The organism is Verrucomicrobiales bacterium, assembly GCA_016793885.1.
Lineage (GTDB): Bacteria > Verrucomicrobiota > Verrucomicrobiia > Limisphaerales > UBA11320 > UBA11320.
Genome location: JAEUHE010000002.1, coordinates 12,967 through 35,877, shown reverse-complemented (window position 1 = coordinate 35,877; position 22,911 = coordinate 12,967). Strand labels below are relative to the sequence as shown.

Here is a 22,911-nt window from a genome sequence, read left to right as displayed (position 1 = left end):
GTGTTCTGGCTACTTCGACGATCCTCCTTTTGCTTCGGCGATCACCGCGTCAAAGGCGGCCTTGGGCCGGTTCTCGCCGTCGAAGAGCAGGGGTTTGCCTTGCGCCCGCCAGGAGACCGCGTCGTTCACCCCCCAGAATGTCACCATCTTTACCGAGTCGCGGTGCTTCACGAAGGCGCGAAAAATGCCCGCGTAAGCGTCGGCGAGCTTCTTGTCCGCGTCGCCGACCAAGCCGCCCTGCGTCGTAGACGCGTTGCTCGCGACGTCGGCGCCGAAGCCGCGCTGACCGGCCTGTGCGCTGTTGACGTCGAGCTCCGTGATGTGGATGGGCAGGCCGAGCGTCGCCATCTCCGTGAGCGACTGGTCCATCGTCTCGAACGTGGTGGAGACGTTGACGTGCGCCTGCGACCCGATCGCGTGGACCGGGATCTTCTGCGACTGGAGCTCCTTGATCAGCGAGATCAGCCGCTTGCGCTTGGCCGGGTTCTCCAGGCCGTAGTCGTTGTAGCGGAGGATCGCTTTCGGATCAGCCTCGTGAGCGTATTGAAACGCCTTGGCGACGAAATCCGGACCGATGATCTCCGACCACAATGAGTTCCGGAGCACGTTTGTCCCGTTACCGTCGGCGAGCGCTTCGTTCACGACATCCCAGATCTGGATCTTCCCCTGGTAGCGGCCGACGACGGTGTGGATGTGATCGCGCATCCGCTGGAGCAGTTCCTCCCGCGAGGCGCGCGGTCCACTGTAGCGGCCGAAGCCGGGACCAAATCCACGCCTTCCGGGCTGATTCGTGCCCGGCGCATTCGTGATCCCAGCAGCGGCGGTGGTCACTGGTCCTGCATTGGTCGCCGAGGCAGGCGGCGGATTCGTGCCAGCGAACACCCAGTTCGGTGTCTGGCTGTGCCATACCAGCGTGTGGCCAACGATCTGCATGTGATTGCTCACACCGAAGCTCACCAGGGCATCGGTCGGGCCGAAGTCGTATCCATCGGCTCCCTCGCGCGGATGAATGAGCTGCCATTTGGTATCGTTCTCCGCAGTGATTTGGTTAAAGTGCTGCTTGAGGAGGGCGATATCCGAGGCGTTTTGTTCGACGCTGCGGCGGAAGCCGGGACCGCCCATCACCATGCTGCGATTCACCGCGGTGCCGATGGGGAAGTGGTCCTTGAAAGCGTCTTTCAGCGCAGTGGTTGGTCCCGCAGCGCGGGCTGGCGACGTCACGGCGAGCGCAAGAGTCGCGAGGAGCCAGTAGCCAACGAGGTGGCGTACGATTATAGAGTTCATTTCAGGGGGCTAATTTGATTCGGACATCTTTTAGGGGAGCTCCAGACTTGTCCAGAAGCCTCATGGCCCCTTGCCAGCTGTTCTGCTCATTGGTGATCTTGAACACGATGGCGTTGATTCCCTTCTTGAGGGTGACTTTACCCTTGTCGGCATCCAGCATTAGCGGCCGTGCTTCCGTGAACGCATAGATGTCCACGCCGTTGAAGTAGATTCTACCTTGATCATTGCTCGCTACCGCCAGGATGACCTCCGGGATATCCCTGTCGCATTCGATATAGGTGACGATGTACCCGGCGACGTGGTCGTTGATGGACTTGAGAACCTCATTGAAGTCGAAGTAGTTTGTCGAGGCGTTCAGTCCCCGCCAGACCAATTCCTTTCCTGCGACTTTGATCTTATCTCCCGGCTTGGGGCGGAGCGCGGCCTCGTCCTTGATCTGCTCCTTGAGCAGTGCCTCCGCACAGGTATCACCCTCGCGCAAGGCAATGGGGGCGAGCATCACCCAGTCGCGGATGTAACCGTCCTTGTCGGGCCGCAGTGCGTCGTCGGCCACGCCTCTGGCGGTCGATAAACCCAGCAGGACTACCGACGCAATCGTGTTGAGGAAAACTCTCATGAGTATAAATCTCTTGGTGTTGGTTCGATGAAAAAATGGTTATTCCGGCACGAGTTTAAATAGCTTGCCGCGCGTGCCGAACGCCGAGTTCATACCGTTCGCCAAAACGTACAGCTCGCCATCCGCATCCTCACCCAAGGCCCAAATGTAGGACTTAATGCGGCCGTTAGGAAAGTCCTTCAAGGCGAGTGGCTCCACCGTCCAGCGCGCACCTGTCGCCCCTCCGGCTCCGGGCGGAATCGTGGCCACGAGCAGGGTGCCATCCGGGAAAGCCATGTTGCGGGACCAATCGGCGAAAATGTATTTTCCGAACAGCGCGGGAATGGCCTTTCCGCGATAGACGTAGCCGCCGGTGACGGTGACACCGAACGCGTTCGAATCCGTCCCCCGACCTCGCAGTGTCTTGTAAGTGAGGACCGGCTCGACGAACGGTTTTCCGTCGGCACCGACGGACACGGCATTGGTGGGGGCCGAGCGCGGAGTGTTGGGATCGAATCCATCGAAGCCTTCGCGCAAACGCCAGCCGTAGTTGCCGCCATTGACAATGACGTTGATCTCCTCCCAGCGATCCTGGCCCACATCCGCCAGGATCAAGCCGTGTTTTCCGCCCCGATCAAAGGACATGCCCCACGGGTTTCGCAAGCCATAGGCGTAGATTTCGGGAAGGCCCTTCTTGCCGTCGGCATAGGGATTGTCCTTCGGAATGCCGTAGGGATTCCCACGATCCACATCCAGGCGCAGCACCTTGCCGAGCAATGTGTCGAGCCGCTGGCCAAAACCCTCTGCCGGATGTCCGCGTCCGCGCGCGACATCCCCGACATCGTTGAAGGCACCCCCATCGCCCACGCTCATATAGAGAAAGCCATCCGGTCCAAAAGCGATGCGCCCGCTGTTGTGATTCCAGTCCGGCTCGTCGATCTCCAGGATCACGCGCTCCGAACCTGGATCCACCGAGGTGAACTCAGGGCCGCTGGCTTTGAACTCGAACTCGCTGAGGCGCTCCGTGTGATCCCACTTCGGTGGAGCGTTCGTGCGGAGCGGGGCGCTGTAGACGACATAGAGCTTCCGATTGGAGGTGAACTGCGGATGCAGCGCGAGCCCGAGCAGCCCACGCTCCTCCATACCCTGGTTGATCGCCACCATCTTGGGACGAAGATCGAGAACGAGTTGCTCGGCGCGGTTTCCGTCGCGGTCGAGCAAATGGATGATGCCACTCTGTTCGGCCAAAAGCAGTCGGCCGGAACCATCGGGAATGGGGGCTAGCGACATGGGGGCTCCCAGGCCTTGGGTCACCACGCGAAGACCGATGCTCGAGACCTTGTTCGACTCAGCGACCACAAGGGGCAGCAGGCCGTACAGCGACAGGAGCGCGAACAGGACGCAGGTGGGAAGAGTTCGACGTGTTGGTGGGAGGTGATGCTCGTTGCTATTCATGAGTCAACTCGTTGGGGTCACTCGAACTGGGGCGTCTTTTTCACGGGAACCGTCACGCCATCCTTCGGCGGCGTCCTCAACGAGTCGAGATAGGCTAGGATGTCCGCGGTTTCCTGCTCCTTGAGCAGCACCCCGAGCGGGGGCATAGGGGAAATACCCAGGCTTTCAAACCCTTTGGCCAGTTTGGCGTTCGGATCCATGAGGCTCTCCACGATATATTCCTTGCTGACGCGGGCTGCGATGCCATCGAGGATGGGACCGACGTCACCGCCCTTGCCGTTGACCCTATGACAGGACGCGCACGCGGCCGTCGGGCTGGTGTGGAAAAGCTCCTCCCCACGTTTGACATCCCCCGCGGTGACTTTGACCTCATTCTCGCCCACGGCGGCAACCTTGTGGATGCGACCCAGCAGAGTTAGGGTATCGTTCAAGAAGGCGTCGTCCTTGTTAGCTGCGATGCGCGGCAGTTGGGCGACGACGGTTTGGATGGCAGGAATTGTCGGAAACTCCGCCAGCTTCACCATCGCGACCTGGCGCGTGATCAAATCGGGATCCTGAATCACCGCGCTGCTGAAAAACAGCTGGCGGCCGGCTTCGTTGGCGGGCAGCGCACGACTGGCGTTGCGGCGCACGGCCGGATCCTTGGAGAGAAGCGCGGCTTGATGTGTATCCTTGTCGAGGGCGCCGAGGCCTTCGAGCGCCCAGAGCGCGTGGATCGCGCCTTTGCCGCCCGCGCTGGAATGCACACGCTTTTTCAGGGCGGGCACAGCGTCCGTGAGCTTGTGGTCCACGATCAGACGCTGGGCCGTCAGACTCCAAAACTGATTGCCGCTGTCGAGTGCCGTCACGACTTCGGACGGCTTGGCCTTGGCGAGAGATTGGATCGCGCTGCGCGGGCCGTCCTTCCACACGACGCGATAGATGCGGCCGTGGGATTGGTCGCGTAGGTTGTTTTCAGTTTGGTAGGCCCCGCCGCGCCCGGTGGTCGCCTGGACGCCGGCCGATTGCAGGCTCGGGGTCGGGTTGTGCTGGATGATGAAACTGTAGAAGTCGATGACCCACACCGCCCCATCGGGGCCGACATCGGCGAAGATCGGCGACATCCATTCGTCGGAGCTTGCCAGGAGATTGCCGCCGTCGAGGGCCTTGTATCCGCCGCCGTCGGGTTGAATATCCATGATGCCGATGAGCTTGGCCGTCGGCTCCGTCACCAGCGCCTTGCCTTGCAGGCGCGCGGGCAATGCATCACTGACCATGAACGCATGTCCCGCTGCCGCGGTGTAGCCGCCGAAGTTGTCCACCATGCGGACGTTCGGTGTGTTCGGATGCATCCGCATACCCGGAGCGAGCGACTTGGCGGACGGCAACCGGCGGACATTCGCGGTCGGAGCCGGGGCTTCACCAGGCTTGTCGTCGAGTCGGTAGCCGGGGCGAAATCCGCCACCGCTGCCACCACCACCGCCTCGCCGTCCTGATCCCGGCTGGGTTGGATTCAGGATGTAGGCGGGCAGGTAGCCGTAAAATGTTGGATGCCCATTGGCCGTCGAGCCGAAAACATCGCCATAAGCGTTGATGCCGAGGCCCCAGGTGTTGTTGTTGTATTGGTGGAGGAACTCCAACGCCGAGCCGTCCGCCTTGAAGCGATAGATCCCCTGGCCGAACTGCAGGTCCTTACCTCCCACGTTTCCGCGGAAGTTCGAATAGCCGACCGCGCCGTAGAGCCAGTTATCGAAGCCACGGGTTAGGTTGCTCTGCTGGGCGTGCGTGTCGCCAATGCCCCAGCCGGGAAGCAGGGGCTTCCGGACATCGGCCTTATCATCTCCGTCGATGTCCTTGAGAAACACCATGTGACGCGCGACGGAGACCATGACTCCGCCATCCACGAAGACGAGCGAGGTTGCGAGATTCAGTTTGTCGGCGAAGATGGTGAACTTGTCGGCCCGGCCATCGCCATCGGTATCCTCGCAGATCTTGATGCTGTCATGTCCAGGTTCGCCTTCGGGAGCGATTCCATGCGGATAGTCCCGGGCTTCCACCACCCAAGCACGCCCTCGCTCGTCCCAGGCCAGGTAAATGGGCTTCACGATGTCGGGTTCGGTGGCGAACAGCTGCAGCTCGAAATCCGCCGCGACCTGGGTGTAGCGCATGCTGTCCTTCGGTGAGAGGGGCGCTTGATATTTGACCGGCTCGGGACGTCGCTCATAGTTCGGAACCTCGCCCGCCAGACGCTGCAAGGGAGGGCGTGAGGAGATCGAAGCCTTCCAATCCGCCAGCGCTTGTTTGCTGACGGAGTTGAGCACAGCGTCCCGCAGGACGCCTTCGGCAGGACGCTCCCCGTCGCCATACTTGACGACGCCGCGTCCCGCGCTCTTAAAGCCCTCGAGCAGCTTCTGCTGCGCCGCTCCAACCTCCTGGTCGGGCAGCACCTGGACCACGGTGTCAAAGTGCTTGAGGTAGCTGTCCGTGAGGTTGGCGGTATCCGCCTGATGATCGAAATAGATGGCGTCGGTCGCCAGGGTCTGCCCCGGCAGATAGACGTAGTTGGTGCGCGAACCGCCAAATCCGCCCCCTGGACCTCGCGCGCCCCCGCCCAGGTCGAGCGGGCCGAGATAAAGAACATGAAGCGGTCGGTTGGGTGCGTCGGCAGCCAGGGTGTTGAAGGCTACTAGACCACCCGCCAGGAGTGTCAGGATGTGTTTCAAGTTCTTCATTTGAATATCAACTGGGAGAAGTTGTAGAGCCCTTTCTTCCAGTGCTGGAAGTCGTGCGCGTGCTCGTCCACATGCCAGAGATGCGGGACCTGCTTCTCTTTCAAGTAGGCGTGGACGCCTTGGCTGATGCGAATGAGGCCGTCCTTGTTGCCGCAGGACAGATAGAGGAGTTTGAGCTGCTTCTTGGCCTTTTCAGGATCGGGAACTAACTCCGCCCCAGGCTTGGTGTTGGGCGCTGACGAAAATCCTCCGACCCAGGCGAACGTGTCCAGGTTCGCTAGGCCGAAGTTCAGAGACTGGCCGCCTCCCATCGAAAGGCCGGCCAAAGCGCGGCTCTCGCGATCTTTGATCACGGAGTAGTTGGCTTCCACGAACGGGATGAGGCTGCCCAGCAGATCTTGATCAAACTTTCCAAACGCGGGCGCGGTGGCCATTGCGTTTGGGCCAGGCCGATCATCCGCTTGGGCGCGGCCGTTGGGCATGACGATGATCATGGCCACGGACTTCTTGTCCGCGATGAGGTTGTCGAGAATGACGTTGGGTTGGCCGCCGCGACGCCACTCCTCCTCATCACCGCCGATGCCGTGAAGTAGGTAGAGCACGGGATACTTCTTGTCGGTAGAGTATCCAGCGGGCGTATAGATGAGCGCCTTGCGTTTATTGCCGACGGATTTGGAGTCGTATTCCACCATCTCCAGCTTTCCGTGCGCGATGCCATCGCGCGCCTGGTCGAAACCCTCCGGAGCATTCGGGAACGCGGGCTTGTCGTCCTCCTTGAGCTCGATCGGCCCGCCGAAGCCGCGCCGTCTTCCCTGGCCGCCGGCCGAAGGTTGTGCGGCAGGAGCGGTTGCGTCGCGCTTGGCGGTCAGCTCTTCCTTGGCGAAATCCCCAACCGCCCGGGTGAATTGGATGTCGTTCCCCGCCAGCTTGCCGGAGTAAGTGATGCGAAGGTCATTGCCCTGATAGTTGAGCAACTCAACAAACGAGATTTTATCCCCGTCCACCTTGGTGTCCGTCAGTTCGCTCTCCTTCTTTTGATCCCCGATCTCCGAGTGGGCCTTGCCGCTGAGCTTGGTGCCCTCCTGCTTGAGCACAAAGGTGTATTTTTGCACTCCAATCTGGGTGTTGAATTCCGACTTCCAGGTGCCCGTGAAGTTGACAGCCGCGCCACCTTCCCGCTTGGCGGTGGCCTCGGAGGAGCCAAAGTCCCCGACTTTGCGCGTGAACCTGATCTCGTTGCCCGAAACCTTGCCGGTATAGGTGATAGTGAGTTCCCGATCCTGGATCTTGAGAGGTTCGATGAATGTAATGGTGTCGCCCTCGACTTTGGCATCCTTGAACTCAACCTCGCGCTTTTCGCCCTCGCGCTCGACGCTGGCCTTGCCGGTCAACGTCGCGCCGTCCTGCTTGAGGTTGAAGGTGTAGTTCTGGAGGCCGCGCTGCGTTTCAAACCCGGCTTTCCAAGTGCCGGTAACGTCCGCTGCGAAGGCGGACAGCGATGCGAGCGCCAGAGTCAGGAGTGTGATGCGAATTTTCATGAGCGTGGTGGTGTTTAAGATGGAGCCAAAATCGATGACTCAGTCTTTGAACAGGAGCGGTGCGAACTGGTGGAGACTGCGTCGCCATGACTGCCATTCGTGCGCAGTATTCGGCGACTCGTAGAACACGGCGTTGATGCCGGCGTCCTTCAACGCTGCCGTGTGCGCCTTGGGATCACCTCCGCGAGTGGGGCGGTCGCCCCCCAGTTCTTTGCTGCCGTAGCTGATGAAGACGAGCTTCACCTTCTTCTTGAATGCGGCCAGGTCGGTGATGTTCGTCACCGCGATGCTGCCACCGCTGAAGACGCCGATGTGCGAAAACTTGTCGAGATGCGCCAGCGTGATGCCGCGCGTCTGCATGCCACCCATCGAGAGGCCTGCCATCGCTCGATGAGATTGCTTCGCCAGCGTGCGGAAATTTGTGTCCACATAAGGGATGAAATCCTCGGTGAGCACTTTCTCGAACGCGCTGAAGTTAAAAGAGCGTCCACCGGGGCCTGCGATCGCACGGTTGGTCGAGCCGGCTACTGCCGGCGGACCATTCGTCGGGCGGGGGCCGCCGGCGAAGGGATTGCCGCCGTACTCCATCGCGATGATAAACGGGTGGGCTTTGCCTTCGGCGATGAGATTATCCATGATGAATCCGGCGAAACCCTGGCGTCCCCAACCGGTTTCGTCCTCGCCCGCTCCATGTTGGAGATAAAGCACCGGATAGCGCTTCCGGGTGTTCTTGTCATAGCCAGGCGGCGTGTAGATGAACGCATGACGGTTGGTCTGGGTTGAGTTCGACCAATAGTGAATCTCCCGCAGTTGCCCGTGCGGCACGTTCTTTAGCGCGTAGAAGTCCGCGTCGTTGGCCGGCACTTCGACGGCGCTACCCCAGCGGCTCGAACCATAGAAATACTGGCTGTTCGGATCGGGAACCTCGGCTCCATCGATCTTGAGGGCGTAGTAGTGGAAACCTTCATCCAACGGACGAGTGTATCCATACCAAGCACCGTCCTCCCCCTTGGAGAAGTCGCTGCTGTCGCGAAACGTGCAGCCGACGCTCTTGGCATCCGGCGCTACAATGCGGAACCTAACGCGCCCCTCCGAGTTGTATTGCGGGTATTGCTTGCCCTGCTGATTGGTGGGCGCGGGCTTCCAGTCGTTGACCGGTTCCTTGGTTTGGGCCAGGCCGATCTGGCTCAAAAGAAGGGGGGTGAACGCGAAGAGCGATAGTGTGATTCTCATGGTGTGGTGGTTGATTCAAGTGATAGCGCAGAAGACCTGGTATTTTCAACGACGACTTTGCGGCAATGCGTCTGGTTGCGGTTTCCCAGCGGCGTGCAGCCCCCGAATTTCGCTGGAGCTCAAGGCGCGGCGGAAGAGGCAAAATTCGTCAATCGCGCCACTGAAATTACGGATCATAAAAGGATCGTTTTTCGGGAACCCCTGGGCGTTCCAGTTGCCCAGCTCGGCCGTGCCGATGTGGAAGGGGGGTTTGATAGTCAACGGTTTCGCGCTGACGGGCATCCCGTCAAAGTAATGGATTACCTGGCCGGTGCCCCCGTCGATCACCACGGCGAGATGGACCCACAGGCCCAATAGATCCAGTGTCAGTACAGGGGGACTGGCACAGATCTGGAATCGGCCGGGTTCCGCACCGATCGCGGTCAAGCCGAGTACCCCGTCATGGCGAATGGACCAGTGAACCGTTCCAGGCTCGAAGCCGTCGCTCATGAACAGCGAGTTGATCTGGCGGTCGAGCCCTTGCACGCGCACCCACGCGGCGAGCGTCAGCGACTCGTAGTCACCTGACATGCTCAGGCGCACTCGGTCGCTGACATTGCGGAAAGCCAGCGCGCGTTTGTCCTGCCAGCGGCCCTCGACCCATTGGCAGCCAACGATGGTCGCGTCGGGAGGCGTTTCGCTGCGGCGGCTCGCGTTGGGCAGTCGCCAATCTGAAGGGTCGGCCTGCTCGAAATCGAAGTGCACGAGCAACGACGGGTCCTCGTCGAGCCGGCTGCTCGTGGCCCGCCATTGTTCGTGGCGCAGGACCTCCGCATCCGAAGATCTTAATTGAAGATCGAAAAGCGACGCGAACGCCGCGCGGTCGGCGGCGATGGGCTGAGGTGCCTGCGATTTCTCAACCAGGACGCCGGCGCCTTCCTTCAGGCTCTGACTGCGTGCCCCGGCGGATAACTGAAATTCAACACTGCCCTGAAAGACGTGGAGCGCCGTTTGGAGGTCCTTGACCGCCACCCCAAAGACGGTGCCTAAATCGGTGACGTTCATCTCGGGAGTGCTGACCCGAAACCCTTTCGCCTGCGGCGGCACTTCGGCGATGAGCCGCCCGTTCTGGCAGATCGCTTCGTCCGGAGAGATGAGCCGCAGCTCGGCTGGCCCTTGGAGGACCAGGCGCGCTCCGCTGTAGAACACCACTTGAGCAAAGCCCGCTTTGAGTCGCAGCCAGCCTGGTTCCAGCGGCGCTCCTAGACGGGGCGGTGCATCGCCTGGCGACCATTCAGCATCCACCACGCGATCGAGCATCGCCACCGCTTGGCTGGTGGAGCCCTCGCGAGTGCCTTGCTCCCGTTGTCTCACCCCCCACCAACCAGTCGCCAGCAACATGAGGCAGGCCGCTAGGGCGATGGCCCAATTCAGCTTTCGAGCCCGCACCCGACGGGGAAATTGACGCCCGCGAACGCTCTCTGGAAGTGCGACTGCGGTTTCCAGGGAACCGGCGTCCTTGGCCTCATTCATGCCAGTGAATAGGTCCGGCTCTGAAGCTAGCCGGGAATGGAGTTCGACGCGCAGAAGGTATTGATCGCGCGCGGCCGCATCGCTGCGCAGCAGTTCATTCAACGCCCGCGCCTGCTCATCCGACACCGAGCCATGGCAGACGGCCGAAACCGCCTCGTCGAATTGGCGGGACGGAAAGGGGATGTTCATGAGGGCTTCCCTTCCGGTTTGGTCGCGCTTTCAATGCACACTTGCAGCGCCTGGCGGGCCCGCTGCAGCGTTTTGTAGGTGGCCGCGACAGTTCGTCCCGAAGCTTCCGCGAGCTTCTCGATGCCTTCGCGACAGTGGTAGTAGCCATGGACCAGCGACTGCTGCTCCTGGGGCAGCTTGTTCAAGCAGGCCTCGAGGTGCTTCAGCCGCGCATCCATTTCTGGCCGTAATTCTTCCCGACGCGCCGCCAGTTCTTCCGCCAGCCCGGCTTCCAGCAGCGCTTGCCAGCGCTGTCGGCGCTCGATCCATTGCCGGGCTTTGTTCAGCGCGAAGCGGCACGCCCAGGGTGTGAAGGGCTGGTTGGGATCATACGCGTCAAACTTCTCCCAGAGGGACAGTGCAGTCTGTTGCACGATGTCCTCGGCATCCGCGACGTTCGGGACCAACGCGGCGACATAACGAAAGATTTCCCGCTCGCTGCGCAGGAATAGCGACAGAAACCGCTGTTGGGCGGCGTTCTGATCCTCGAAGGGACGCGATGAGTCAGGCGGCATGCGTTAGGCTGTAACATCACTTCCTGCCAGTCGCGAGTTTTGGACAAAGTATCGCGATATTTTTTACCGCAGGACCGGGGGGGGCTTTGGAGGCCTTGTGGAAACGGGATCGACCGATGGGGGATCCTTATAAGATAAGTCTCCTCCTTCGAACTTGCTACCGTGAGCCCACGCGGCCTTTCCCATGAGTTAGCTCAGCAAAATCGGGCTCTCCATGAACTCTTTCCTCTCCGCGCCTCCGCGAGCGATTTCGGCTGTCCTTTGGAGTCAGGGGAGGGATCTTTTCTCGCGGAGGCGCGGAGAGCGCGGAGGAAGAGTTTTGCCCACGGAACACACGGAGTCGGAGGTGTGCCCACACCTGACAGCAGCCGTGCCTTCGCCTCGGCGGTGGTTGCTGCTAGCGCTTGGTCAGCTCAAAGGTATCGAACAGCCGTCCTTCGATGTCGTAGGCCTTGAATTGGATGGTGCGGTCGTGCACTGCAGCGACACAATAATGATGGCCCCGGGCGACGTGCAGGGTGAACCACGTACGTTGAGGACCGGCTTGTTCCAATCCGCCGCCGCCACCCCCGCTGACGATGTAGCGCACGCCCTTTTTCTGATGGATGCTCATCCGCAAAATAGGCCAGGTGCGTTCATAGCTGTGCACATGTCCGGCTAAGGCGATGTCGACCCCGTATTTCTCGTACAATGGCACGAGGCGCTGCACGTTTGTGTCCCCATACGTGAAGGGCGGGGCAGGGCGCCCCTTCCAGTGATCGCCATAATCATTTTCATCTGAGCTGAACGCCGGGTGATGATGCGCCGTGAACTTCCAGGTGGCCCGCGAGGAGGCCAAAGCCTTCTCCAGCCAGCGGTATTGCTCGCTGCCTTCGCCGCAGTCCTTGTTCGAGTCGATCATGAAGAACTGCGCGTTCCCAACAGTGAACGTATAATAGTACTCGGGCGGCGGCAGGTGAAAATAGTCGTAGTACCAGTGGGCATTGCGCTCGTGATTGCCAATCACCGGCTGGAGGGGCACGTGGGCGGTGAGCGCTGCCATTGGAGCGAAAAGGTCTTGCACCCACTGGTGCTTGGCATGGCCGTCATCCACTACGTCCCCGCAATGGATGACGACATTGGGGCGATGGCTGAAAATTCCTTCCGCGCAACGGCGGGTGACATCGGGATTGCGCTGCGTATCGCCGATGATGCCGAAACTCCACGGCGTCCGGGTGTCGGGAAACGTTTGCAGAGTCTGGATATCGCTTCGGGCCACATTACCCTCGGCGTCCAGGCAGGTCACTCGATAGAAGTAGTGCGTGAACGGCTTAAGCCCGCTTAAGGTGACGCCATGGATGGTTTTGCGTGCGTCGTCTGCTGCGCGCAAGCGCAGTGGCTGGCGCTCTCCGTATTCCACCAGAAAACTCGCCGGCTGCGTCGTTTCAGCCATGATCGTCATGCTCTGCGTGCCTCCCGCTTGCAGGTAGGGCTTGACGACAAAGCGCAGGGACTCATTGATCGATGCTCTCCAGGCCAGCAACCCGGCGTTGCGCCGGGCGACTGCCGCAATTTCTTCAGCGCTCAAGGCCCGTCCATAGAGCTTGATTTCGGAGAAGCCTCCATCCATCGGATGGAGCTCGTTGTCATCTACGTAGGCCCCTAGTGCCAGACGGCCCTTCTCGGGATAGAGAATTTCCCCTGATTGGGCGTTTGTCTCACTTTCTAGGCGACCGTCGACGTAAAGCCGCATGCTTGCTCCATCATAAGTCCCGGCCACGTAGTGCCACTGCCCGAGACCGATCCTGGTTTGAGCAGCCAGACGCGTCAGGTTTCCATCGCCGTCATCCGCACCCTTGGTGGAGAGAGAAAAGGTGAACGCCTTCTGGTTAAAGCCCAGCACCCAGCCTTTTTCGTAGTTGCCGTTGTCCTGGGTGAATCCGGCTATGCCTCCATTCGCCTGGAGCTCATTCAACGTCACCCATGCCGTGATGGTGAATTCACGCCGTGGCAGTGAAGACACAGCATCGCTGTCGCTGGCCACCAGCAACCAGTCCGAGAATCCATCGCACCGCATCGCTTGGGCAGGTCCCACATTGGTGATCACAGGTGCCCCGAACACCCGCGCCGAAGCGTGCCCGGTCACATCCGGCCAACGGCCTTGCGCCATCGAATGGACTCCGGTGGCAAAGTGCCAGAGCAGCCGGTCCTCTGGCGGGTTCTGATGGCAAAACGCGATTCGGCTGCCCAGTGCAAGCCATAAGCCAATAACTGTGCCGATAGCCCGGGTGGACACCATCGGCGAACACATGCGGAACATTGACATATCTGCCCAGCAGCATAGAAACCTCCGCCGACAGAGCCAGCCTAATCCTACGAGTGGCTCGATTCATGACCCACTGCTCGTTCACCACCAGGATGAATCACACTGTCCAAGACGGATGCTGAGAATGGCGCTTCGAAAGGGACTTGCGCGCTCGCTCCTCCGCTGGAAGGGATGAGTCTAGTCAGTTCCACGGACACCGCCCTCACATCAATGAGTCATTGTGACATTGTCATGCCGACGAAGATTTACCTCGCAGTTGCTCGGAGCATCGGTTACCAGATCGCCTTAGTCGCTTGATGTTCCACGCGACGAACCTCCTGGGCGAACGGAAATCACCGGCAACCACTACAGGCCTCAAACCTCGACAATTTCATGCAACGTAATTTATTTGTCCCGATCGCAGCCTTTTTGCTGTGGTGCCTGTCGGCACCGGGTGCCCGCGCCGCCCAAGCCTTCGCGCCGGCCGGAACTCCACTGGATTCGAGGCACAATTACACCTGGAACCGGATGAGCACGATCAATGTGTTCAGCGGTCAGACCGTGCCGTTCATCGCCTACCAGTTCAGCACGTTCGGAGCGCCGGCGGGAAATTATACGTTCACGATGAACACGATCGGGTTCCGCGGGACGATTAACCTGTACCAAGGCTCCTTCGACCCCACTCAACCAGGGGTTAACTTCTGGGCCAATGGCGTTGTCGCAGGCGCACCCGGTACCGTCACGTGGACCCAACCGTTGGTCGCCAATTCCATTTTTGAGGTCGTGTTCAGCGCCGCGAACACCGGGGATGCCGGCACCTATTCCGCGAGCATCTCGGGGCCGGGCAATATCACCATCACTCCCATCCCGACCACCCAGATACGCTTTGGACCTTTGGATGCCACGATTGCATCCGGGAATTCGGCCGACTTGAAGGTGTACGGCGTCGGTCCGCTCCCGCACACCTGGCAATGGTTCGGAGGACCACGTGGCAATACAGCGCTGCCCATCGCCGGGGCCACCACGCCCAACTACAACACCGGACCGCTTATCAACAGCACGAGCTACTGGGTCCGTGTGGCGGGCGCGGGCGGTTCGGTGACGAGTCGCACGGTGAACGTCACGGTAACCGGCAATCCGAACGCGAATTATTCCGGCGCATTGACGCCGGGAGGCTGCACCTTGCAGAACGGAGATCTGTTTGCCGTCCAGCGTTTCCAGATCCAGCAGCAAGGCAACTACGTGTTCACCACCCCGCCTGGTTTCACACTCACCACCTACCAGGGCGCCTTTGATCCTCAGCAGCCCAACGCCAACCGATGGGGGTTGTTGAATGGGAACTATGCCGTCGGCACTTTCGAACTCGTCATCAGTCGGCCGAGTCCGGGAGGTGCCTTCTCCGGTGCGATCGGAGGTGGCCCTTCCATCGTGAACTTACTCCCATCCCTGCCTCCGCAATTTCTGTCGAGCCCGCTCGACACGACCATCCTATCAGGCCAGACCGCAACCTTGGCAGTGTCGGCCACCTGCGGTTCTCCTTTCTCCCTTCAGTGGTATCGCGGACGATCGGGGGACATCAGCAACCCCATCGCGGGAGCCAACGGGTTCACCTTCACGACTCCTGCATTGACGGCGAACACCCCCTACTGGGTGCGAATGGTTACTCCCACAGTGACAAACAACTCCGGTGAGGCAACGGTCTTTGTCGGCACCAGTCCGATTCAGCAGGCTGGTGCGCTGACAGCTTGCGACCGGACATTCATTCGGCCGAGTTCGGCTGGCGTCTCGAGCGGCCAGAGCTGCTTCTATAAGACATTCGTTTATCGCGCGTCCGCCAGCGGTTCATACACCTTCTCGCTCTCCACCGTCGGCTTCGCTGGGCGCTTGCAACTCTATGAAGCCATCTTCCAGCCGGACAATCCCCTCGTCAACCTCAGTGCACTGGGTGCGGATTCCCTTACCCTCAATCAGAACGCAAGCCCCAACTTCTATTACCTCGTCGTCAGCGGCTCCAGTGCCGGTGAGGTGGGCACCTTCAATGTCAGCGTCAGCGGACCTGGGTTGGTGACCCTGTATCCCGCCCCGGTGATTACCAGCCAGCCGGCCAGTACGAACATCATCCGTGGCCAGAAGGCCACACTTCTGGTCGGCGGGACTACTGCCGGCGTTTCCTATCAATGGTACGCGGGCTCGTCCTGTGGGAACAAGTTTCCCATCTCCGGAGCCACCACGAATCCTTTCGTCACGCCTAGCCTGAACGCCACTACCAACTATTGGGTGGAGCTCACTTCCCCGGGCGGCTACGTCTTCAGCTCGCCCGCCACGGTCGAAGTCCTGAACCTGACCCCGCCTGTGGCGGTAACGACAGCAGCTACGAATGTCTTCTCTGATGGAGCGGCCTTCACCGGCACTTTGCATCCCGGAGGGGTCCCGACGATCTATTTCTTCCAGTACGGGCTCACCCGGAGCTACGGCAGTTCCTCGGTGCCCGGCGAGTTAGGGCCGGACATTTTTAAGGCAGTGCCTGTGCAGATCGCAGTCCCCGACCTGAAACCCGCCACGGTCTATCATTATCGTTTGGTCGCTGAGAACAGACTTGGCGCCAGCGCCGGGCAGGACATCACCTTCACAACCCCACCCTTGCTGATCGAGTTGCAGCCCGCCAGCGCGGCCTCCTGCCTGGGCGAAAGCGTCCGATTCGAAGTGCGTGCCAATGCGGCGGCCGCGAGCTACCAATGGCAGCGGCGCAGTCCGGGCGCCGGTGCCTTTGTCAATCTGCCGGGAACCGCCGAAGGATTCGTCCTGAACACTCCACCTGTTTCGGCGGCCGACGACGGCGCCGAGTACCGTGTCATCGTGACGGTCGGAACTGTGAGCGTCACCAGCTCTATCGCCTCTCTTTCCATCATCGCCGTGGTTTCCCCCACGGCCACCTACGACTTCAATTCTGGTCTGCCGGCCGGCACTGCCATCTACGGCAGCGCCGCTCTGGATGCTGGCACGGGAGTCCTCGAATTGAACCAAAACATGGGCGACCAGTATGGGAGCTTCCTTACCTCGGATCTTGCTCCCGGACGTCTCGTTCGCGGGTTCGCCGCCAACTTCAAGCTGCGCATTCAGCCGGGCACATTCCCTCCGGCGGATGGTTTCAGTTTCAACTGGGCGACCGATCTCCCCAACGGAATCTTTCTCGGCGGCGAGGAAGGTGATGGCGGCGGGTTGCGCGTGAATTTTGACACCTTCGACAATGGCTTCGGCGAGGCTCCGGCCATCGACGTCAAATGGGGCGACGATGTCATTGCTCATTACGCGACCGACTTGGACTTCCTGCCTGGTTTTAACGGTGACTTTGCCGATGTGGCTATCCGTCTCAACGCCGATGCCACGCTCGACGTCAGTTACCGATGCCGCCCTATCTTCACACGATTGCCCGTGCGCGGCTATACCCCGCTGCTCAACGCGCGCTTCGGCATTGGGGCCCGTACGGGTGGCCTGTGGGAGTCTCACGGTCTTGACGATTTCGCCGTGGAAGTCTACTCCGATCCTACGAACGGCGTGGCGCGCATCACCAAGGTCGCAACTCAGTCTCCCAACGGCGTTCTGATCACCGGCACCGGACCGGCCAATGCGAACATCGCGATCGAGGCCTCGACTGATTTGGTGCTCTGGCGCTACCACTCCATCGTCGCTGCTGATGCCTCCGGCGTCTGGCAACTTTCTGAACCAAACAGTATCGCGCCACCCTACCGTTTCTACCGCGCGGTTTCGGCCCAACAATTGCCCCCCGGCCTTATCAACTGGTGGCCGGCGGATAACAATTATGCGGACAGCTTCGGTGGTATTCTCGGCACGCCCGTCAATGACCTGGGATTTGCAGACGGCCAACGAGGCCAAGCCTTTGGCTTCGACGGGGTCAGCAAATTGCTCTCCTTGGGTGGGGTACCTGTGCCGGTGCCATGGACGGCCTGTTTTTGGGTCCGACGTCAGGATGCCGTTGATGCTTCGTCCGCTCTCCTCGCTGACGACTTCACCAGCCTCAAGCTGGAGCAATTTGCCAGCCCCTCGCGCGTGGTCGGCTTCACGCAGTTCGGTGTGGCCGACTATTACTTCGCCCACACCGTTCCGGCGAATACCTGGACCCACGTTGCCTTCGTTGGCACTTCGGATAGCACGTCCCTCTATTTTAATGGCAGTCACATGGAAACCCTGCCGGCCAGTATTAGCCTCCCTCGTGGAATCCTTGGTGCGCGGACGACCCTTGGTGACAAACTCAATGGCCTGCTGGATGAGATCACCTTGTTCAACCGCGCTCTGACACCTGCGGAAATCGATCAGGTCCGCAACGTCACCCGTGGTCCCTAGCCGGCCGTCGGACTTAGCCTGTCGTTCTGCGGGGTGCCCGCCCACGCTGGCATCCCTGATCCCCAGGAGTGCGTTTGTCTGTTCGTTGAAAATCAAGCGCTTGAGAAGAGATTCAGGCTGGTTCAACGGGGTTGCATTCCCGTCCATTCGCTTCTGATTCGGCGTCTGAGATTCAACTGGATTAGGTTGGATGCTGAAGATTTGTCCTATCCGCAGAGAAATCTCGCTTTTATCCTGATGGGCGCATCCGCTGAAGATTGCGGAACGTCCCGGCTCAAAACCGGCCAGCGAGTTGCCGTTAACGTTCATGAATGACAAAGCCAACCGGGAAGTGGCTGTGTTCGCAGCAGCACGCGAATTGCCGCCCGAGGAGCGTGCGGCCTTCCTAGCACGTGAATCCGGCGACGACCTGGCGTTTCGCGCACGGGTCGATGCCCTGCTGCGCGCCGATTTGGAGGCGGGCAAGTTCATGGAACAGCCGCCGATGGATCCCGGGTTTAGGAACCTTCACCCGATTGGAGAGAAACCAGGGGACCGGATTGGCCGCTATAAGCTGTTGCAGCAAATCGGGGAGGGGGGTGCCGGGGTAGTGTTCATGGCCGAACAGGAGGAGCCCGTTCGACGTCGCGTCGCCCTGAAGATCATCAAGCCGGGTATGGACACGAAGAGCGTCATCGCCCGCTTCGAGGCAGAACGGCAGGCGCTGGCGCTGATGGATCATCCGAATATCGCCAAAGTGTTTGATGCCGGAGCGACTGAGTCCGGCCGGCCGTTTTTCGTCATGGAATTGATCCGCGGCACCAAGATCACCGAATACTGCGATGAGAATTCGTTGACCACCGAGGAGCGTCTGGGGCTGTTCGTACAAGTGTGTCAGGCGGTGCAGCATGCCCACCAGAAGGGCATCATTCACCGCGACCTCAAGCCTTCGAATATCCTGGTTACGGGTACGGTGGAGGGACAGCCGCTGCCCGTAGTGATTGATTTTGGAATCGCCAAAGCGACCACCAATCAGCGTTTAACCGATAAGACGCTGTTCACCGCGTTTGAGATGCTCATTGGCACTCCGGCCTACATGAGCCCCGAACAGGCTGCCCTCTCCAGTGCGGATGTGGACACACGGACCGACATCTACAGCCTCGGCGTGCTCCTCTATGAAATGGTGACCGGCTCCACGCCGTTCGATGGTGCGGCGCTGTTGAGGTCCGGTCTCGATGAAATCCGCCGAGTGATCCGCGAAGTCGAACCCGCTCGCCCTTCGACACGCCTGAGTACCATGGTGGCGGCCGATCTCACAACGGTCGCTCAGCGTCGACGATCCGAGCCGCCGCATCTCATCCGGTCCGTACGTGGGGATCTGGATTGGATTGTGATGAAGTCGCTCGATAAGGATCGCACGCGTCGCTATGAAACCGCCAATGGGCTGGCTCTCGATGTCAAACGCTTCCTGGCCAACGAGACTGTTTCGGCGCGGCCCTGCAGCAAGCTGTATAAGTTCAAGAAGGCGATCCAGCGGAACAAGTTGCTCTCCGTGGGCATCGGCATTATTGCCGTGCTCGTCGTGGCGAGCCTGGCGATGGTGACCGCTTCGCTACGCAACGAACGACAGGCGCGGCTGAAGGCGCAGACCGAGGAGGCACGAAGCCGGCAGGCGACCCGCTTTCTCAAGAACATGCTTGAGGGGGTTGGGCCATCCGTGGCTCGGGGCAGGAACACCGAGATGCTCCGCGAGATTCTGGACAAGACGGCGCAGCAGATCGGCGAGCAGTTGGGCAACCAGCCGGCGGTGGAGGCGGAGATGCGAAGCCTGATCGGCCGGCTCTTCCTGGAGATCGGGAATTATGAAGGCGCGGAGGCCATGGCGCGTCGGGGCCTGGCCCTCTACCGCGGGCTTGCCGGTCCAGCCAGCGCCGAAGCAGCCTCCGCGCTTAACGATCTGGGGATGGCGCTGTGGAAGCAAAGGAAACTGGCCGAAGCCGAAGTCGCGTATCAGGAGGCTCTCGACATCCGCCAGCAGCGGTTCGGACGCGACCACGCAGATGTGGCCTCAACGCTCAACAACCTGGGCGCGGTGTATCGACGTCAGAAGAAACTGCGCGAGTCGGAGGATCTTACCCGTTTGAGCCTGCAGATCCGTCGACGGCTCTTCGGAAACGAGCATCTCGACGTGGCTGATTCCCTGAGGAACCTCTGCATAATCCTGGCAGAACGCGGCCAGCGTGCGGAGGCCGAGGACGCTGCGCGAGAAATGCTGGCCATGCGCCGTCGTTTGCTGGGCAACGATCATCCATTGGTCGCGGGAGCGTTGGCCGATCTGGCGTGGGTGGTGGGGGACGAATCCACGGAGGCGGAAGCGCTGGAGACCGAGGCGTTTGGCATTCAGAGGAAAGTTTTAGGTGATGATCATCCTGATGTGGCCAAATCCATCTACCTGCTCGGCGAGCGCAGGCGGCGAAACGGCGATGTCCCGGAAGCCCATGCCATATTGAACGCCGCCCTCTCCATTCAACGTAAGCTGTTGGGCGACGATCATCCGGATGTGGTGGCCACGCTGATTGGCCTGAGCTCCGTGCTCGAGAAGGAAGGGGACTGGTTGGAGGTCGAGAGAGTCCGGCGCCAGAGTCTGGAACTGATACGCCAGCGATACGGGGATGAAGACCCTCAAACCGTTGCGGAGACAGAAGGGCTCGTCCGTGCCCTGCGTGAGCAGAAGAAGCTCGCAGAGGCAGAACGGATGCTTTCGCTAGCACTCACGCCGTCCTTGCTGAGCAAGCCGGCCAGCGTCCCCCTGCTGGTCCAGCGGGCTGATCTCCGGGGACGCCAGGGCTTATGGCATGAGGCTGCAGCCGACGTGATGCTGTGTGTCCAACATCAGCCGGGGGAGCACTATTATTATCACATGCTCGCTCCGCTGCTGGTCGTCACCGGCGACCTGAAGGCCTACGAGCAGCTGTGCCAGCAGATTGTCGCCACGTTCCCCCACACCGAGAATCCCTATTGGGCGCAGCGGATGGCGATGGATTGTCTGCTGCTGCCCGCCAGCGGCGTGGATTTGCAGCGGATGGACCGGCTGGCTGACATCGCGATCAGCCGGGGCAGCGGGGAGACAGCCTCCTTGCCGCATTTCCAAGTCTCCAAAGCCATGTCCACCTACCGCCTGGCGCGCTATGCCGAGGCCATCTCTTGGGCCGAAAGGGCGCTCGCCGGTTCTTCGGACTACGCCGGCGCCCACGCCTGCGCGGTTCTCGCGATGGGAAACTGGCACCTTGGGCGACCGGCGGAAGCGCGCGCCTTGCTCGCGAAGGGGGAGGCACTGGCCCCGCATATCTCTCCGGAGCACGGGCTGGAGAAATTTGGCTCCTCCTGGACAGCCAGGTTGATGGCTCGCATCGCATTGGACGAAGCGCAAACTCTGCTCCACTCAACTCCGCCTGGGAATAACGTCAAGAGACTGTAACACGAATGTCATTGCCACTCTCATCCGCAGTGCAATCCTCATGCGTGAATATGAGCGACGCCACGCTGTTGCTGAGCGCGATCGAGGATGGCGATCCCAGAGCCGCCGATCAGTTGCTCGATCTCCTTTACGAGGAGCTGAGACGTCTGGCGGCTTACAAAATGGCTCAGGAGGCGCCGGGTCATACCCTCCAACCCACGGCGTTGGTCCATGAAGCCTGGTTGAAGCTGATTGGCACGGGTGACCGAAAGTTCCAAAATCGTGCGCATTTCTTCTCCGCCGCCGCCGAGGCCATGCGTCGGATCCTCATCGATCGGGCCAGGAGGCGTCAAACCCAGCGACACGGCGGCCAGTATGAACGGGTGGAACTTCACGAAACGGGACTGGTGGCTCCCGCCGATGACGATCAGTTGCTGGCCATCAATGAGGCGCTCGAAACATTGGTGCGAGAACATCCGGTCCAGGCTCAAGTGGTGAAGCTCCGCTACTTTGGAGGGCTGACCAATGAGGAAATCTCAGCGACGCTGAATCTTTCCGTTTCGACCGTCAAAAATTATTGGGCCTTCGCCCGTGCCTGGCTGTTCGACGCTATGCGTAGGGGCCGTTAGATTATCCTTTCGTCACCGCCACGCTCCCCCTGATGGCGCGGGCGGTCTCCGGGCCGGGGATTGGAGCCGCCTGCCTCTCCAACGACGTGCCAGCCCCAGATTCTCTTTCCCCCGTCGAGGATGAGCCTCCCTTCAGCTGCATAAACATTTTTTGTCCTGCCTTGGCCTTTCTGGCGGAGAATCTCGCCTTACTTAGTGAACGCGATCGTCGATGCGACTCGCGGTTGTGGAACCCGATGCAATTCGAAACCCCCAGCTCTATCTAACTATGCCCACGATGACGACCAGGGACGGTACCACGATCTACTACAAGGATTGGGGCCCAAGGAACGGCCCCGCCATCACCTTCAGCCATGGTTGGCCGCTGTCGGCCGACGCTTGGGAATCGCAGATGTTTTTCCTGGCTTCGCACGGTTACCGCTGCATCGCGCATGATCGGCGTGGGCACGGTCGTTCCAGTCAGCCGTGGGACGGCAATCACATGGACCAATACGCTGATGACTTGCAGGAACTCTTCGAGAAGCTCGATCTGAAAGCGGCCATGATGGTGGGTCATTCGACGGGCGGCGGGGAAGTGGCGCGGTTCATTGGTCGGCATGGCACCAAGCGCGTCGGCAAGGCCGTTCTGATGGGCGCGGTGCCCCCGATTATGTTGAAGACAACGAACAACCCTGGCGGTCTGGCGCTGGAGGTGTTTGACGGCTTTCGCCGCGCTTACCTCGAGGACCGCGCGCAATTCTTCTTAGATGTTGCCAGTGGTCCCTTCTTCAACTTCAACCGTCCCGGCGCGAAGATTTCACCAGGGCTGATTCAGTCGTGGTGGAGGCAAGGGATGATGTGCGGGCATAAGAATGGGTACGACTGCATCAAGGCCTTTTCCGAAACCGACTTCACCGATGACCTCAAGAAATTTGATGTGCCGACGCTCGTGATCCACGGCGACGATGATCAGATCGTTCCCGTTGAAGCGTCAGCGCGGTTGTCGGTTAAGCTGATCAAAAATGGCGCTCTCAAGATTTACCCGGGCGGCTCGCATAGCCTGGGTGATACGAGCAAGGAGCAGCTCAATCAAGATCTGCTCGATTTCGCAAAGTCCTAGAACCTGCAACCCCTCCCCCCACCCACTACC

Annotated in this window: 13 protein-coding genes; 4 read left to right on the top strand and 9 right to left on the bottom strand. The window is 60.5% G+C overall.

The features are described from left to right. Positions 1 to 9 precede the first annotated feature (9 nt). From JNN07_00370 to JNN07_00330, 9 genes are all read right to left on the bottom strand, one after another. Positions 10 to 1,284, bottom strand: coding sequence for an endo-1,4-beta-xylanase (locus tag JNN07_00370; protein MBL9166175.1), 1,275 nt, complete (start codon positions 1,282 to 1,284; stop codon positions 10 to 12). A gap of 1 nt (position 1,285) precedes the next feature. Further along, entirely contained in the window at positions 1,286 to 1,900 is a 615-nt protein-coding gene (locus JNN07_00365) for a hypothetical protein (protein MBL9166174.1), read from the bottom strand. Positions 1,901 to 1,939: 39 nt separating this feature from the next. Continuing rightward, positions 1,940 to 3,334, bottom strand: a complete 1,395-nt coding sequence (locus tag JNN07_00360; protein ID MBL9166173.1) for a PQQ-dependent sugar dehydrogenase — start codon at positions 3,332 to 3,334, stop codon at positions 1,940 to 1,942. A gap of 17 nt (positions 3,335 to 3,351) precedes the next feature. After that, entirely contained in the window at positions 3,352 to 6,045 is a 2,694-nt protein-coding gene (locus JNN07_00355; protein ID MBL9166172.1) for a c-type cytochrome, read from the bottom strand. Then, positions 6,042 to 7,583 carry an esterase family protein gene (locus tag JNN07_00350; GenBank protein ID MBL9166171.1) on the bottom strand — a complete coding sequence of 514 codons (1,542 nt, stop codon included), beginning with the start codon at positions 7,581 to 7,583 and terminating at the stop codon, positions 6,042 to 6,044. The genes JNN07_00355 and JNN07_00350 overlap by 4 nt, the downstream gene beginning before the upstream one ends. 39 nt (positions 7,584 to 7,622) lie before the next feature. Beyond that, on the bottom strand, positions 7,623 to 8,816 hold the full coding sequence (locus JNN07_00345; GenBank protein ID MBL9166170.1) for a hypothetical protein: 1,194 nt from the start codon (positions 8,814 to 8,816) through the stop codon (positions 7,623 to 7,625). Between the two features lie 45 nt (positions 8,817 to 8,861). Beyond that, positions 8,862 to 10,517, bottom strand: a complete 1,656-nt coding sequence (locus tag JNN07_00340) for a FecR domain-containing protein (protein MBL9166169.1) — start codon at positions 10,515 to 10,517, stop codon at positions 8,862 to 8,864. Further along, the gene (locus tag JNN07_00335) at positions 10,514 to 11,071 is read right to left on the bottom strand and encodes a sigma-70 family RNA polymerase sigma factor (GenBank protein MBL9166168.1); all 558 of its coding nucleotides are present in this window, start codon (positions 11,069 to 11,071) and stop codon (positions 10,514 to 10,516) included. The genes JNN07_00340 and JNN07_00335 overlap by 4 nt, the downstream gene beginning before the upstream one ends. A gap of 397 nt (positions 11,072 to 11,468) precedes the next feature. Continuing rightward, a complete protein-coding gene (locus JNN07_00330; GenBank protein ID MBL9166167.1) occupies positions 11,469 to 13,220 on the bottom strand; it encodes a metallophosphoesterase in 1,752 nt (583 codons plus the stop codon). A gap of 528 nt (positions 13,221 to 13,748) precedes the next feature. On the opposite strand from JNN07_00330, the gene JNN07_00325 reads away from it, so the two are divergent. The 4 genes from JNN07_00325 to JNN07_00310 all read left to right on the top strand — a co-directional run bounded on the left by JNN07_00325 (position 13,749) and on the right by JNN07_00310 (position 22,881). Then, complete coding sequence (locus tag JNN07_00325; protein ID MBL9166166.1) at positions 13,749 to 17,717, top strand: hypothetical protein; 3,969 nt, start codon at positions 13,749 to 13,751, stop codon at positions 17,715 to 17,717. A gap of 307 nt (positions 17,718 to 18,024) precedes the next feature. Next, a complete protein-coding gene (locus tag JNN07_00320; GenBank protein ID MBL9166165.1) occupies positions 18,025 to 21,174 on the top strand; it encodes a serine/threonine protein kinase in 3,150 nt (1,049 codons plus the stop codon). Between the two features lie 50 nt (positions 21,175 to 21,224). Then, positions 21,225 to 21,782 carry a sigma-70 family RNA polymerase sigma factor gene (locus JNN07_00315; protein ID MBL9166164.1) on the top strand — a complete coding sequence of 186 codons (558 nt, stop codon included), beginning with the start codon at positions 21,225 to 21,227 and terminating at the stop codon, positions 21,780 to 21,782. 268 nt (positions 21,783 to 22,050) lie between these two features. Further along, positions 22,051 to 22,881: an alpha/beta hydrolase gene (locus tag JNN07_00310; GenBank protein MBL9166163.1), complete on the top strand. Its 831-nt coding sequence runs from the start codon at positions 22,051 to 22,053 to the stop codon at positions 22,879 to 22,881. Positions 22,882 to 22,911: the final 30 nt, after the last annotated feature.

Bases quoted from the DNA above. Each gene is read 5' to 3' on its own strand.
- JNN07_00370 (MBL9166175.1), bottom strand. From the start codon at position 1,284: ATGAACTCTATAATCGTACGCCACCTCGTTGGCTACTGGCTCCTCGCG.
- JNN07_00365 (MBL9166174.1), bottom strand. From the start codon at position 1,900: ATGAGAGTTTTCCTCAACACGATTGCGTCGGTAGTCCTGCTGGGTTTA.
- JNN07_00360 (MBL9166173.1), bottom strand. From the start codon at position 3,334: ATGAATAGCAACGAGCATCACCTCCCACCAACACGTCGAACTCTTCCC.
- JNN07_00355 (MBL9166172.1), bottom strand. From the start codon at position 6,045: ATGAAGAACTTGAAACACATCCTGACACTCCTGGCGGGTGGTCTAGTA.
- JNN07_00350 (MBL9166171.1), bottom strand. From the start codon at position 7,583: ATGAAAATTCGCATCACACTCCTGACTCTGGCGCTCGCATCGCTGTCC.
- JNN07_00345 (MBL9166170.1), bottom strand. From the start codon at position 8,816: ATGAGAATCACACTATCGCTCTTCGCGTTCACCCCCCTTCTTTTGAGC.
- JNN07_00340 (MBL9166169.1), bottom strand. From the start codon at position 10,517: ATGAACATCCCCTTTCCGTCCCGCCAATTCGACGAGGCGGTTTCGGCC.
- JNN07_00335 (MBL9166168.1), bottom strand. From the start codon at position 11,071: ATGCCGCCTGACTCATCGCGTCCCTTCGAGGATCAGAACGCCGCCCAA.
- JNN07_00330 (MBL9166167.1), bottom strand. From the start codon at position 13,220: ATGGCGCAAGGCCGTTGGCCGGATGTGACCGGGCACGCTTCGGCGCGG.
- JNN07_00325 (MBL9166166.1), top strand. From the start codon at position 13,749: ATGCAACGTAATTTATTTGTCCCGATCGCAGCCTTTTTGCTGTGGTGC.
- JNN07_00320 (MBL9166165.1), top strand. From the start codon at position 18,025: ATGAATGACAAAGCCAACCGGGAAGTGGCTGTGTTCGCAGCAGCACGC.
- JNN07_00315 (MBL9166164.1), top strand. From the start codon at position 21,225: ATGAGCGACGCCACGCTGTTGCTGAGCGCGATCGAGGATGGCGATCCC.
- JNN07_00310 (MBL9166163.1), top strand. From the start codon at position 22,051: ATGCCCACGATGACGACCAGGGACGGTACCACGATCTACTACAAGGAT.